This is a genomic window from Pseudomonas sp. W17, assembly GCF_040268305.1.
GTDB lineage: Bacteria > Pseudomonadota > Gammaproteobacteria > Pseudomonadales > Pseudomonadaceae > Aquipseudomonas > Aquipseudomonas protegens.
Genome location: NZ_CP158490.1, coordinates 4,038,291 through 4,051,114, shown reverse-complemented (window position 1 = coordinate 4,051,114; position 12,824 = coordinate 4,038,291). Strand labels below are relative to the sequence as shown.

At 65.1% G+C, this 12,824-nt stretch carries 13 protein-coding genes; 9 read left to right on the top strand and 4 right to left on the bottom strand.

What is annotated here, in order from left to right; all coding sequences use genetic code 11:
* Positions 1-41 precede the first annotated feature (41 nt).
* The 3 genes from ABCR88_RS18590 to ABCR88_RS18580 form a co-directional block, all read right to left on the bottom strand.
* A complete protein-coding gene (locus ABCR88_RS18590) occupies positions 42-533 on the bottom strand; it encodes a DUF1543 domain-containing protein (protein WP_041117614.1) in 492 nt (163 codons plus the stop codon).
* A 94-nt stretch (positions 534-627) separates the two neighbouring features.
* A complete protein-coding gene (locus tag ABCR88_RS18585; protein ID WP_015635252.1) occupies positions 628-975 on the bottom strand; it encodes an antibiotic biosynthesis monooxygenase in 348 nt (115 codons plus the stop codon).
* Positions 972-2,111, bottom strand: coding sequence for a cytochrome P450 (locus tag ABCR88_RS18580; RefSeq protein ID WP_350403031.1), 1,140 nt, complete (start codon positions 2,109-2,111; stop codon positions 972-974). Before ABCR88_RS18580 ends, ABCR88_RS18585 begins: the two co-directional genes overlap by 4 nt.
* 81 nt (positions 2,112-2,192) lie before the next feature.
* Between ABCR88_RS18580 and ABCR88_RS18575 the strand changes: the two genes are divergently transcribed.
* The 7 genes from ABCR88_RS18575 (at position 2,193) to ABCR88_RS18545 (ending at position 9,536) form a co-directional block, all read left to right on the top strand.
* A complete protein-coding gene (locus tag ABCR88_RS18575) occupies positions 2,193-2,948 on the top strand; it encodes a metalloregulator ArsR/SmtB family transcription factor (protein ID WP_325985918.1) in 756 nt (251 codons plus the stop codon).
* Between the two features lie 256 nt (positions 2,949-3,204).
* Positions 3,205-3,702: an AAA family ATPase gene (locus ABCR88_RS18570; RefSeq protein WP_015635256.1), complete on the top strand. Its 498-nt coding sequence runs from the start codon at positions 3,205-3,207 to the stop codon at positions 3,700-3,702.
* 441 nt (positions 3,703-4,143) lie between these two features.
* Complete coding sequence (locus tag ABCR88_RS18565; protein WP_011060815.1) at positions 4,144-5,553, top strand: circularly permuted type 2 ATP-grasp protein; 1,410 nt, start codon at positions 4,144-4,146, stop codon at positions 5,551-5,553.
* 3 nt (positions 5,554-5,556) lie between these two features.
* On the top strand, positions 5,557-6,507 hold the full coding sequence (locus ABCR88_RS18560) for an alpha-E domain-containing protein (RefSeq protein ID WP_011060816.1): 951 nt from the start codon (positions 5,557-5,559) through the stop codon (positions 6,505-6,507).
* Positions 6,504-7,307, top strand: a complete 804-nt coding sequence (locus ABCR88_RS18555; RefSeq protein ID WP_041117621.1) for a transglutaminase family protein — start codon at positions 6,504-6,506, stop codon at positions 7,305-7,307. The genes ABCR88_RS18560 and ABCR88_RS18555 overlap by 4 nt, the downstream gene beginning before the upstream one ends.
* A 184-nt stretch (positions 7,308-7,491) precedes the next feature.
* On the top strand, positions 7,492-8,565 hold the full coding sequence (locus ABCR88_RS18550) for a hypothetical protein (protein ID WP_041117623.1): 1,074 nt from the start codon (positions 7,492-7,494) through the stop codon (positions 8,563-8,565).
* Positions 8,541-9,536: a hypothetical protein gene (locus tag ABCR88_RS18545; protein WP_141323223.1), complete on the top strand. Its 996-nt coding sequence runs from the start codon at positions 8,541-8,543 to the stop codon at positions 9,534-9,536. Before ABCR88_RS18550 ends, ABCR88_RS18545 begins: the two co-directional genes overlap by 25 nt.
* Before the next feature lie 8 nt (positions 9,537-9,544).
* Here the strand turns inward: ABCR88_RS18545 and ABCR88_RS18540 are convergent, their stop codons facing one another.
* Positions 9,545-10,342 carry a helix-turn-helix domain-containing protein gene (locus tag ABCR88_RS18540; protein WP_019094321.1) on the bottom strand — a complete coding sequence of 266 codons (798 nt, stop codon included), beginning with the start codon at positions 10,340-10,342 and terminating at the stop codon, positions 9,545-9,547.
* 111 nt (positions 10,343-10,453) lie between these two features.
* Here ABCR88_RS18540 and ABCR88_RS18535 point away from each other — a divergent pair, with 111 nt between their 5' ends.
* Both ABCR88_RS18535 and ABCR88_RS18530 read left to right on the top strand, forming a co-directional pair.
* Positions 10,454-11,425: a DMT family transporter gene (locus tag ABCR88_RS18535; protein WP_350403026.1), complete on the top strand. Its 972-nt coding sequence runs from the start codon at positions 10,454-10,456 to the stop codon at positions 11,423-11,425.
* A 180-nt stretch (positions 11,426-11,605) separates the two neighbouring features.
* Positions 11,606-12,772 (top strand): heparan-alpha-glucosaminide N-acetyltransferase domain-containing protein, encoded by a 1,167-nt coding sequence (locus tag ABCR88_RS18530; RefSeq protein ID WP_052470405.1) that lies wholly within the window; start codon positions 11,606-11,608, stop codon positions 12,770-12,772.
* The last annotated feature ends 52 nt before the right edge of the window (positions 12,773-12,824 follow it).

Below are 12,824 nucleotides of genomic sequence, written 5' to 3'. Positions count from 1 at the left end.
TAGCCGGCCTGTGCGCGCTTCACTGGCCTGCCAGCCGGCGGCTACAGGATGATGTAGTCGTTGTGCTGCACGATGCCCTGGTGAGGGCCCTTCACCAGGTGCACGTAGCGGCCGTCCGCCAGGTCGATGGGCAGGCAGTCGTCGACGTCCAGCAGGGCATCGGTGTGGGATTTGTGCCAGTGGGCAAGCATCTGCTGCTTGCCTTTGGCCTTGGCCTGCGCCTTGTCCCGGGCCACCACCAGCAGGTAACGGTGGGCTTCGCCGAAGGTCGCTGCTTCATAGCCGCCCAGGTTGATGAAGTACAGGCGCGGCGCATCCGCCGCCGGGGCCAGGGCGCTGAGTTCGAGCCTGTAGTCTTCGATACCGTCCACCCGCATCCATGAGTCGATGTGCAACCCCGCCGGGCTTCCGAACCAGTCTTCGCGCAGTTGCGGGTAGGCCGCTTCGAGGCTGTCGGCGACCACGAATTGCACATCATGGACTTCGATTTTCGCTCTGGGGTGCTTGCCCCCCAGCATCACCACAAACAGCATGCAGGCTCCTTGTTCCGGGCTAGGTGGTGGCGCGTGCCGCCACCGCGGGCGCACGTTTTACCTCAAGCCGGGCGCCGGGCCAAGGCCGACGGTTTCAGCGGCCATGCAACCGGCGGCTGTCCGCAGGGGCCTGGCAACGCTCTTGCAGTCCATAGTCGCGCAGCACCGTCGCCACCCGCAGCCGGTAGTCGGCAAATACCTCACCGCGGCCCCGGGCCTGCGCCTGGCGGTGGCATTCCAGGTTGCGCCACTGGGCCACGGCCTGCTCGTCACGCCAGAACGACAGGGACAGCAGTTTTTCCGGCTGGGCCAGGCTCTGGAAGCGTTCGATGGAGATGAAACCGTCGATCTCCTCCAGCTGGTTTTTCAGCCCGGCCGCCAGCTCCAGGTAGGCGTCGCGTTGGCCCGAAGCTGGCAGCACTTCGAAGATCACCGCGATCATTGTTCGGCCTCCCCGCGGTCGCTGAACAGCGGAATACGGCCGTTGACCGAGGCCTGGTACTGCCAGTCCAGGGCCAGTGCATCCAGGCCGGGGCCCTGCAGCAGGGCGTGCAACAGGCATTGGACTATGCCCAAGGCCAGCTCCCGGCCCGGGCAGCGGTGGGTTCCGGCGCCGAAGCTGAAGCCCTGATGCGCCGGGTTGCTGCCGGTAATGGCGGCTAGCGCCGGGTCCTGGTTGGCCGCGGCCAGCAGCACCAGAATGGTTTCGCCGGCTTGCAGTTCCACGCCGTGCACGGTGCAGGGCGCGGTGACGAAGCGCCGGGTGTTCTGCACCGGCGGGTCCAGACGCTGGCGCTCCAGCAGCCAGTCGCCCAGCAGGCCCGGTTCCTGGCGCAGGCGCTGCTGCATGGCCGGTGCAGCCAGCAGGGCGACCAGGCTGTTGCCGACCAGGCCGGCGCAGGCGTCATGGGTCTGCGCCAGCAGGCCCGCCAGATTGGCCCGCAGGTCCGCTGGAGCAAGCTCACCACTGCGGTCGAGAATCTGCCGCAGCAGCGGGCTGTGTTGCGGGGCCTGCACCAGGGCCTGCATTTGCGCGTCCAGCTCCAGTGCTGCCCGGTCGGCGGCCTGCAATCGGGGCTGATCGCTCAGGGGCGAGAAGCAGGCGACGAATTCCCCAGTGCGCCGGGCGAGTGTTTCGCACTGTTCGGCGGGGACGCCAAGCAGGCTGGCCAGCAGCGCCACCGGCAGTACGAACTGCCAGCGTTGCAGGTCGCCAGCGCAGGCCGGAGCCACAAGGGCCGGTTGCCACCGGGCCAGATGGGTCTCCAGCCCGGCGGTACAGAGGCCCTGCAAGGCCGGTTCGATGGCCGCACGCGGGCAACGCTGGCGCGGGCCATCGTTCATCCGCATCAGGCGGCCGAACAACTGCCCGGCCGGCCTTCCGGCAATGGCCTGGGGTACCGGCTCGGTACTGGGACGCACCTGGCAGGCCGGGTGGTCGAGCACCGCTGCCACCGCCGCGGCGCTGCTGGCGACCCATAGCCTGAGGGCGCAATCGTAGGTCAGGCCGCCCCGGGCGCGGAGGCGGGTGTAGTAGAAGTACGGGTCTGAGTGAGTAGCAGCGCTGATCGCGTCCATGATTTATCTCTTTGTTCGGCAGATATCCAGGCTGCTACTATCCTGACCCTTTCGAAGACACGATTCGTCAGGGAGCGAAATATGAATGTAGTGCAGAACGACGTCGGGGTATCCCAAGTGGCGGCGGCCATCGCCGAGCCGGCGCGCACCCGCATGCTCTGTGCGCTGATGGACGGCCACGCACGCACCAGTACCGAGCTGGCGGCGATTGCCGAGGTCAGCACCTCCACCGCCAGCGCCCATCTGGCCAAGCTCAAGGAGGCGGGGCTATTGCGGGTGCAGGTCCAGGGCCGGCACCGTTACTACTGCCTCGGCGACCCGCTGGTGGCCCAGGCCCTTGAGGCGCTGATGGTGATTGGCCAGGGCCGCGCGCCCCGCTTCACCCCGCGCACCCCGGACCGCCTGCAGTTCGCCCGCACCTGCTACGACCACCTGGCGGGCACCCTGGGGGTGCAGCTGCACGACCGGATGTTCGAGGCCGGCTGGCTGCTGGCGGCCGGGGAGGGCGAGGCCTACCGGGTCAGCGACAGCGGCGAAGAATTTTTCCTCAGCCTGGGGATCGAGGTGGCCGGGCTCAAGGCCTTGCGTCGACGCTTCGCCTGCCCGTGCCTGGACTGGAGCATGCGCCGTCCGCACCTGGGGGGCGCCCTGGGGGCGGCGCTGTTGCAGGCCTTGCTGGAGCGCAAATGGCTGATCCAGGACCTGGACAGCCGTGCCCTGAGCCTGACCGGCACCGGCGGTCGCTACATCAGCAAGCGCTTTGGCATGGCCCTGATCCAGCCGGCCCGGCCGCTGTCGTCCTCGGCCGTCATTGAATTGCAACGCCTCGGCGGCTGACGTCTGCAAGCTTCTGTTCCAGGGCCTGGGCCACTTGTTGGCGAACGGGGCATGTCGGGCAGTGGTTGGGCGTCCCTGACTCTGGCCCAGATGAAGCTGGTGCTGGATAGGTGGTGGCACCGCTAGAGCGTCAGAGGCTGATCGAAGTGCGGGGGCCGGCTCAGGGCTAATGGCAGGCCCGTCCTCAAGCCCGGGGCTGGACGCGTGTGGCAATAGTGGTAAAGCTGTGCGTCCTTCAACGTTGGCAGGGCCTTGCATGCTCATCGTTTTCAGCGGCTTGCCGGGCACCGGCAAGACCACCATCGCCCGTACCCTGGCGCCACACCTGGCGGCCACCTACCTGCGCATCGACAGCATCGAACAGGGCCTGCGTGACGCTGGCCTGGCGCAGGTGGGCAAGGCCGGCTACCAGATTGCCCTGCAACTGGCCGAGGCCAACCTGGCCCTGGGCAACCGGGTACTGGCCGACTGCGTCAATCCGGTGCAGGAAAGCCGCCAGGCCTGGCAGGACCTGGCCAGCAGGCAGGGGGTGAGGCTGCTGGAGATCGAGGTGGTGTGCTCCGATCTTGCGGAGCATCGGCGCCGGGTCGAGACCCGCCAGTTGGACGTGCCGGGCCTGCGCCCGCCCAGTTGGCAATCGGTGCTCGAGCATGACTATCAGCCCTGGGCGAGCTCGCCTCTACGCCTGGATACCGCGCAGCTCTCACCGCAGCAGGCGCTGGCCCTGATTCTGGCGTGCCTGCAGGGCGCCTGAGGTTGGCCGGGAGCAGCGGCGCCAAGTCTTTGAACCTTGATGGTGCGCTGATGGTCAGTGCTCATGGCCCCGCGATGGTGCCTCGAGGCCGCGCTGTGGGGCGGCATTGGCCGGAAAACTCCCGATAACGGGGCAAAACATTCAGCGCGGGGGCTTTGTGCACCGATTCTGTTCGCGCAGAGCCACGAGCGGCGCCGGCTACGCTGCTGGGGCTTTGCTGCTGGGTGTTCTCCAGCTTTCTCTGTGTCTCTTTTTTGAATCTATTTGTCGCTAGGCGGTCATTTTTGCCACGGGCCACCTCCGGGGCGGCGCACCGTGCATTTGCGGCATAGCGATTGCTATCACTCTTTCAGGGGGGCTGTGCCCCTCACGCTCGAAGCCGGGTCACGCACACACAGGGTTCAAATAAAAAGCCGTTCACGTCACGGCAAGGAGTTGGCTATGTCCCGCGCTTTCTTTGATGAAATGTATGCTGCCGATGGCGTCTGCCGGCCTCACTACCAGGGGTTTGCCCGCTGGCTGGCGGACACTCCTCTGGAACTTTTGGACCAGCGCCGGCGCGAAGCCGACCTGCTGTTCCACCGCGCCGGTATCACCTTCACCCTGTACGGTGACGAGCAGGGCACCGAGCGCCTGATTCCCTTCGACATCATTCCCCGCAGCATCAAGGCCAGCGAATGGCGCACCGTGGAGCGCGGCTGCATCCAGCGGGTGCAGGCGCTGAACCTGTTCCTCGCCGACCTCTATCACGGCCAGCGGATTCTCAAGGAAGGCATCATCCCCGCCGAACAGGTGCTGGCCAACGAGGGCTACCAGGTGGCGATGCAGGGCCTGGACCTGCACCGCGGCATCTATGCCCATATCGCCGGGGTCGACCTGGTGCGCGACGGCGACGGCAGCTACTACGTGCTCGAAGATAACCTGCGCACCCCCAGCGGTGTCAGCTACATGCTCGAAGACCGCAAGATGATGATGCGCCTGTTCCCCGAGCTGTTCGCCGCCCAGCGCATCGCGCCCATCGACCATTACCCGAACCTGCTGCTGGACACCCTGAAAAGCTCCAGCCCCCTGGATAACCCGACCGTGGTGGTGCTGACCCCGGGGCGCTTCAACAGTGCCTATTTCGAACATGCGTTCCTGGCCCGGGAGATGGGCGTGGAACTGGTGGAAGGCGCCGACCTGTTCGTGCGTGACGACCGGGTGTACATGCGCACCACCGCCGGTGCCCAGGCGGTGGACGTGATCTACCGACGCCTGGATGACGCCTACCTGGACCCGCTGTCGTTCAACCCCGATTCCATGCTCGGGGTGCCCGGGCTGATCGCCGCCTACCGCTGCGGCAACGTGGTGCTGGCCAATGCCGTGGGCACCGGGGTGGCCGACGACAAGTCGATCTACCCCTATGTGGACGAGATGATCCGCTTCTACCTGAGCGAGGAGCCGATCCTCAAGAACGTGCCCACCTGGCAGTGCCGCAAGCCCGCCGAACTGTCCCACGTGCTGGCCAACCTGGCGCAGTTGGTGGTCAAGGAAACCCAGGGTTCCGGCGGCTACGGCATGCTGGTGGGGCCGGCGGCCACGGCGGCGCAGATCGAGGAATTCCGCGTGCGGATCAAGGCCCGGCCCGAGGCCTATATCGCCCAGCCGACCCTGTCGCTGTCCACCTGCCCGACCTTTGTCGAAAGCGGCATCGCGCCGCGGCATATCGACCTGCGGCCGTTCGTGCTTTCGGGCCGGGAAACCCGCCTGGTACCCGGCGGCCTGACCCGAGTCGCGTTGCGCGAGGGCTCGCTGGTGGTCAACTCGTCCCAGGGCGGCGGCACCAAAGACACCTGGGTGGTGGAGGACTGAACCATGCTTTCAAGAACCGCAGCCGATCTGTACTGGATGTCCCGCTACCTGGAGCGTGCCGAGAACCTGGCACGCATGCTCGAAGTCAGTTATTCGCTGTCGCTGATGCCACAGGCCGGGCGCGGCGACGGCCAGGCCGAACTGGCCATGTCGCTGCTGGCCGCCGGCACCCTGGACGATTACCACCAGCGCCACGGCGAACTCAACAGCGAGCGCATGCTGCATTTCTTCGCCCTCGACGAGAGTAACCCGGGCAGCATCTACTGCTGCCTGCGCGCGGCACGCAGCAACGCCCACGCGGTGCGCGGGCGGATCACCGCCGACATGTGGGAAAACATCAACGCCACCTGGCTGGAGATGCGCAACATCGCCCGCAACGGCCTGGGGCGCTACGGCATCAGCCAGTTCTGCGAGTGGGTCAAGGAGCGTTCGCACCTGTTCCGCGGCGCTACCGCCGGCACCATCATGCGCAACGATGCCTATCGCTTCATCCGCCTGGGGACCTTTATCGAACGCGCCGACAACACCCTGCGCCTGCTGGATGCGCGCTATGAAATGTTCGGCGAGGAGTCCGAGGAGGTCAGCGACGATTCGGCCCGCGGCTACTACCAGTGGAGCGCCTTGCTCCGCGCCTTGTCCTCCTTCGAGGCGTTCAACGAGATCTACCGCAACGCCCCGGGGGCCGAGCAGGTGTCCGAAATGCTGCTGCTGCGCGCCGATGTGCCGCGCTCGCTGCACGCCTGCGTCGAGGAGCTGGACCAGATCCTCGCCGCCCTGCCGGGGGACAACGGCCGCCCGGCACAGCGCCTGGCCGCCGAGCTGAATGCGCGGCTGCGCTACACCGGGATCAACGAGATTCTCGACTCCGGGCTGCACCAGTGGCTGACCGACTGCATCGCTCAGATCCGCCACCTGGGGCAAACCGTGCACGAGTCCTATCTGGAGGTGGTATGAAACTGTCCATTCGTCACGACACGACCTACAGCTACACCGATGAAGTCTGCACCAGCATCCAGTTTCTGCGCCTGACGCCCCAGAACAGCCTGCGCCAGCAGATCCTCCAATGGCACCTGGAGCTGCCGCGGCGGGTGCGTGCCCAGCGCGATCCCTACGGCAACATCCTCCACGTCATGACCCTGGACGAGCCCCACGGCGCGATCGTCCTCAGCGCTTTCGGCGAAGTGCAGATCGACCCGCTGCGCGAAGTGGAGGGCGACAGCCAGTCGCCGCTGCCGTTCCTGCGCAGCAGCCACCTGAGCAAGGCCGACCCGGCCCTGAGCGACTTTGCCCGACAGCATTGTGGCGAGCGCCGCGATCGCGCCGCGCTGATCGAGCTGATGCAGGCCCTGGCCGAGCACATGCCCTACAGCCCTGGCTCCACCGGGGTCGGCAGCACCGGCGCGCAAGCCTTTGCCGGCGGTGCCGGCGTCTGCCAGGACCACACCCATGCGTTCCTGGCCTGCGCCCGCAGCCTGGGCATACCGGCGCGCTACGTGTCTGGCTACCTGTGCACCGAGGACCAGAGCCACCTGGCCAGCCATGCCTGGGCCGAAGCCTGGCTGGATGACGGCTGGTACAGCTTCGATGTGACCAACCGCCTGGACCGCCCCGAGCGCCACCTGAAACTGGCGGTGGGCCTGGATTATCTGGACGCCTGCCCGGTACGCGGCATGCGTCGCGGTGGCGGGGCGGAGCAGATGCACGCGCAGGTGCAGGTGCGGGTCAACTCGCAGCTTCAGGTGCAGACGCAGTAGTCCTGGCAGCGGCCCATGGAGGGGACAGAGGTCCTGGTGTTCGGGACCTTTGTGACAGTTCCAGCTTGAGAAAGGGCTCTGATTCCAGGTAGCAAATTTTCTTTTATGGCTTAAGGCTATTACTCGGATCCTATGCTTCACTGCCCTTACTTCTCTCTGCACCCAAGCGGTCAAGGATGGCGGTATGTTGTCTCGGTGGATTCTGAGCCTGTTCAGCCTGATTGTTGTTGCGCCAACCTTTGCAACTGCTTCCTGCCCTGCACCGAGTACTGTCAACCATTCCGGTGGGCATCTGCGACTGCTTGAGTTCAAGGACGGCAGTATCGCCATGCGAATCCCACTGGAGGTCAACTCCGATGGTGCACAGGCTTCCTACGCACAAGGCAATCACGGTTTCTCCTATCTTGGCGACGGCATGGTGCTCTGGAAAGGCAATGGAGCCTCTGAGTCCTGCACAGCTGCCGGCAATCGTTGTTCAGAGTACTTTGCCGAAGCTGACAGGCTGCATTTTGGCCGCGCGTCAAAGCAGTTCTGTGTCTTTGCCTTTGCTGTTGACGGGCTCCATGGCGCCGAGCCCGTAGCCTGTAAGTCCGGAGGTATCGAGGGATACATTGTAGGTGGAGGGCTGGGGGCTCCCCGCCAGGGTCCCACTCTGGCGACCGTAGAGGGCATTTCCCTGGTGCCCTATATTTCTCTGACGTCATTGATGCTTCGGGACGATCAGCAGAGGGCGCGCTCCCTGGACGCAGCGATTGTGCCTTTCATCGTCGCGCCACGTGTTGCAAGAAATCGCCTGGGGCAGGTCGCCTCCCTGCAGTTCAACGGCCGAGAGGTTCTAGCTGTGGTGGGGGATATCGGTCCGAGGTTTGGCGAAGCCTCTATTGCCGCTCATCAACTGCTGCGTTACGGCGCGCTGAAACAGCAACTGCCTGGGCCGATCTCTCTGGCTCAACGCTGTACGGCCATCGAAGCCGGCCTATTGCCGCCTTTTCTGTCCAGGCCTGACCTTAAACAGGACAGCTGTGAGCAGACCCGAAACAGACCCCGGGGCGCCGCTGATATCAGGATCCGCGCCGCCATCGAAGAGAAGGTCGAGGTCATTATCTTGAGTGACGCCCGGCTCAAGCAGGAACAGCCTCCTTACGGTGCCTTGTTGGAGGCTGTGAGCCAGGAAAATCTCCAGCGTGCGGTGGATCAGCGTCATACGGGCATGTCGGTGGCAGAGATGCGCCAATGTCTGAAATCGTCCGGGCTTTAAGTGCTGAAAGGGAGTTCCACGTTATGCCGTCGATGCTTATCAAAATCCTGGGGGGGCTGCTGATTCTTGCAATGGGCGGGTGCAGTTCTCCGTGTTTTCAGCAAAAAAAGTGCGGTTCCTGGGGGCCCGGCTCGGCTATTTCCGCTGACCAGACGTTCAGTGAAATGATCCGTTTGGCAAGAGCGACAGCTGCCAGGCAAGATCCCATTACGCTGGATGAGGTCAAGCAAGAGTTGGTAGCGGTGAAGCTCAAAGTCTCGCAGGCCGCGGATCAGAAAAGCGGCCAGAGAACGGCCTATCAGGAAACGGCGTTGGTGGGCGGTGCGTCGGCAACAGTTGGCCAACTTGCTTCCAAGACAGGGTTGCTAAACACCGGCCTGGGGTTGGCTCTGGGGGCGTTGGCTCTGGACAGTTTCTATGCCCCTGCAACCACGCTCGACACTCATGAGACGGCGTTGACCTCACTCAGGTGTGTTGCAGACGTGCTGGATCCCTTGACTGAAGCGGCCCGTGTACAGGCCGCTAGTTCTGCGTTGGATGACATCAAGGGCGCGGCCCAGGCAGCCGTGCCCGACAGCATTTCGCGGATCAACGATATTTTTGACCGCTATCGCAGCCTGATACGGGGCCAGAGGCCCATGGCGCCGAGCCAGGCCGATTTCAAAAGGTATGCCGAGCAATACAACAAGGACAGCGAACTCAAGAGGAGCAACATTGCTGGACAAGAGGAAGAACTCCTGGCTGCACAGAGACATTATGAACAGAAGAAGAGTCTTTCCAATATTCAGCCTCTGAAGGAGGAATCCGAGAGTGATCTCCAAAAGAGGCAATTGGCAGCCGACAACGAATTGAAGAATGCCCAAACCGATCTGGACAACGCCATAAAAGCTCGTGACCAGGCGGTGGAGCAAGCGGCCTTCATCAGTTTGAAATCCGACCTTGAGCCTTGTGTGAAGCTGATTGGCAGTTGACCGGGTCCTCAGTCGCGGCCCATGGCTTGGCGGCGATATTCATCCGGGGTGGTGCCCATCATCCGCCGGAACATACTGATAAAGGCCGAGGCGCTGCTGTAGCCCAGGTCCAGGCCGATGCTTTCCACGGTCCGGCCCTGTTCCAGCAGGGCCAGGGCCTGCACCACCTTCAGGCGCTGGCGCCATTCCACCAGTGACATGCCCAGCTCGCGCTGGCTGCGCCGCATCAGCGTGCGTTCGCTGGTGTTGGCGGCATGGGCCAGTTGCGGCAGCGAGCGCGGGTCGCCGGGGTTGGCCTTGAGGGTGCGCAGCACCGGGCCCAGCAGCGGGTCGTCGGAAGAGGGCAGGTAGCTGCCGGCGCAGGAGGCATGCCCCAGCTTGTCCACCAGCACCTGCAGCAGGCGCTGTTGCTCGTCGCTCTGGGGCAGGCCCGGTGGCGCCTGGCGCAAGTCGTCCAGGAGCGCCAGGACCAGCGGGCTGAGGCTCAGGGCGCAGTGCCGGGCGGGCAGGGCGGTGCACAGCTCGGGCGCCAGGTACAGCGAGCAGTGGCAGGCTTCGTGGCGGTTGAAGCCCATGTGCTCGACATTTGGCGGCAGCCAGATGCCGTACTGCGGCGGCGCCAGGTAATGGTGGTCGCCCAGCTCGATTTCCATCACCCCGCTGTAGGCATAGACGAACTCGCCCCACGGATGGCGGTGGCGCGGGTAGGTGGCGTGGGCCGGCAGGTTGGCCGCGCGAAAGAAGATCGGCGCCGGCAGGGCTTCGCTGAAAGGCGGCAGGTGCAACTGTTGCGCGGCTTTGTTCACGGCGGGCACCGGTTGGCGGATAAGTGTTATGGGCTGGCGGATTAAAACTATATCTAGGAAAACTGTCAGGCGGACAATCCTTCATCACTTTTTTTCGATGAAGGATCTGCCATGGCCACTCGCCAACCCCTGGATGCCACCGCCTGCAGCCTGATGGTCGGCCTGTGCGCGATCTGGGGCCTGCAGCAGGTGGCGCTCAAGGCCACTGCGTCGGACATCGCCCCGGTGCTGCAGATTGCCCTGCGTTCCGGCGGCGCGGCGCTGCTGGTGGGGCTGCTGATGTGCTGGCGCGGCGAGCGCCTGGGGCTGGGCGACGGCCATTGGCGCCCGGGCCTGCTGGTGGGCGGGCTGTTCGCCCTGGAGTTTTTGCTGGTGGGTGAAGGGCTGCGCTACACCACGGCCTCGCACATGGCGATCTTTCTCTATACCGCGCCGATCTTCGCCGCCCTCGGGCTGCACTGGCTAATGCCTTCCGAGCGCCTCAAGCCCGCGCAATGGCTGGGTATTAGCGTGGCCTTTGGCGGCATCGTCGTGGCCTTCAGCGGTCCATCCCCGGCCGGCCACGGCGGCGGCAGCCATGTGCTGCTGGGGGATTTTCTCGGGGTGCTCGGCGGGGTTGCCTGGGGCGCGACCACCGTGGTGGTGCGCTGTTCGCGGCTGGCCTCCAGCCCCACCACCCGGACCCTGCAGTATCAACTGCTGGGGGCCTTTGTCTGGCTCGGGCTGGCGGCGCTGCTGACCGATCAGACCAGCATCCATTTCACTCCGTTGGTGGTCGCCAGCCTGGGTTTTCAGGTGTTGGTGGTGTCGTTCGCCAGCTTCCTGATCTGGTTCACCCTGCTGCGCCGCTACCCGGCCTCGCGGCTCGGGGTGCTGTCGTTCATGACCCCGCTGTTCGGCATCGGTTTCGGGGTCTGGCTGCTGCATGAGCCGCTGGAGCCGAACTTCATTTTCGGCGCGTTGCTGGTGCTGGCGGGGATTGTCATGGTCAGCGGCTACGAGTGGCTGCACCAGCGGCTCAAACGCAACGCCCAGGTCGCTGCTGCGCCGGCGAGCCTGCCCGGGAGCGGGCCACGCGCCTGAGGCTAGGCCCACTGGCCGCGGCTGGCGTCGGCTCGCCCGTGGTCTTGAGCGTGTCGTGCCCGCAGCAACGGTTGCGGACAAGGTTTCGGATCAATCGTTTATGTTATAAAGTAACGAAAAATTGTCCTGCTTAGCCAAGCTGACGCCCACTCTCTGAACCTGACGCTGCGATCCCTCCCTATGATTTCTTCAGCCCATCCTCCCGTGCGCCTCGGCGCGCGCTTGCTGAGCATCGACGCGCTGCGCGGCCTGGTGATGCTGTTCATGCTCCTGGACCACGTCCGCGAAACCTTCTTCCTGCACCGGCAGGTCAGCGATCCCATGGACGTGGCCACCACCGAGCCCGGGCTGTTTTTCAGCCGTACCCTTGCGCACCTGTGTGCGCCGGTCTTCGTGCTGCTGACCGGGCTTTCGGCCAGCCTGTTCGCCCACAAGCACGGCAATCGGGCCGAGGCCAGTGCCTTCCTGTTCAAGCGCGGGTTGTTCCTGGTGCTGCTGGAACTGACCCTGGTGAACTTCGCCTGGACCGGGCAGATGCCGCCGAGCGTGATCTACCTGCAGGTGATCTGGGTCATCGGCCTGAGCATGCTGGCGCTGTCGGCGCTGCTGTGGTTGCCGCGCGCGGTGCTGCTGGTGCTGAGCCTGCTGCTGATCGGCGGGCACAACCTGCTCGATGGCGTGCATTTCGCCGCGGGCGAGGCGCTGCAGGTGCCTTGGGCGATCCTGCACGACCGGGGCTGGATCGAGTTCGGCGATGCCTTGCGCCTGCGCACCTCCTATCCGCTGTTGCCGTGGATAGGCGTGATTGGCCTGGGCTATGGGCTGGGGCCGTGGTTTGCCGCCGAGGCCGATAGCGCGCGGCGTCAGCGGCGGTTGCTGCTGTGCGGGCTGGCGGCGCTGGCGGGGTTTGTCCTGCTGCGCCTGCTCAACGGTTATGGCGAGCGGCCCTGGGTCAGTGGCGACAGCGGCCTGCAAACGCTGATGAGCTTTTTCAACATCACCAAGTACCCACCGTCGCTGCTGTTCATCGCCCTGACCCTGGGTGTGGGGCTGCTGGTGCTGCGCGCCCTGGAGCGCTGCCAGGCACGCCGCTGGGTCGCGGTGCTCGGGGTGTTTGGTGGCGCGCCGATGTTCTTCTACCTGCTGCACCTGTATGTGCTCAAGGGCCTGTACCTGCTGGCCGTGGCGCTGCTGGGGCGCAACCAAGGGGCCTACTTCGGCTTCGACTCGCTGGGCTGGCTATGGCTGATCACGCCGCTGCTGGCGGTGCTGCTCTACCCGCCGGTGCGGGCCTTTGCCCGGCTCAAGGCACGGCGTCGCGACCTGGGGTGGCTGAAGTACTTTTGAGGGAGGGTTCGCCGGTACGCGTTGCGCAGCAGCCGGCTGGCCGGCGAAAGCA

Coding starts and splice junctions, on each gene's coding strand:
- ABCR88_RS18530 (WP_052470405.1), top strand. CDS start 11,606: ATGATTTCTTCAGCCCATCCTCCCGTGCGCCTCGGCGCGCGCTTGCTG.
- ABCR88_RS18580 (WP_350403031.1), bottom strand. CDS start 2,111: ATGGACGCGATCAGCGCTGCTACTCACTCAGACCCGTACTTCTACTAC.
- ABCR88_RS18590 (WP_041117614.1), bottom strand. CDS start 533: ATGCTGTTTGTGGTGATGCTGGGGGGCAAGCACCCCAGAGCGAAAATC.
- ABCR88_RS18575 (WP_325985918.1), top strand. CDS start 2,193: ATGAATGTAGTGCAGAACGACGTCGGGGTATCCCAAGTGGCGGCGGCC.
- ABCR88_RS18555 (WP_041117621.1), top strand. CDS start 6,504: ATGAAACTGTCCATTCGTCACGACACGACCTACAGCTACACCGATGAA.
- ABCR88_RS18570 (WP_015635256.1), top strand. CDS start 3,205: ATGCTCATCGTTTTCAGCGGCTTGCCGGGCACCGGCAAGACCACCATC.
- ABCR88_RS18545 (WP_141323223.1), top strand. CDS start 8,541: ATGTCTGAAATCGTCCGGGCTTTAAGTGCTGAAAGGGAGTTCCACGTT.
- ABCR88_RS18535 (WP_350403026.1), top strand. CDS start 10,454: ATGGCCACTCGCCAACCCCTGGATGCCACCGCCTGCAGCCTGATGGTC.
- ABCR88_RS18585 (WP_015635252.1), bottom strand. CDS start 975: ATGATCGCGGTGATCTTCGAAGTGCTGCCAGCTTCGGGCCAACGCGAC.
- ABCR88_RS18550 (WP_041117623.1), top strand. CDS start 7,492: ATGTTGTCTCGGTGGATTCTGAGCCTGTTCAGCCTGATTGTTGTTGCG.
- ABCR88_RS18560 (WP_011060816.1), top strand. CDS start 5,557: ATGCTTTCAAGAACCGCAGCCGATCTGTACTGGATGTCCCGCTACCTG.
- ABCR88_RS18565 (WP_011060815.1), top strand. CDS start 4,144: ATGTCCCGCGCTTTCTTTGATGAAATGTATGCTGCCGATGGCGTCTGC.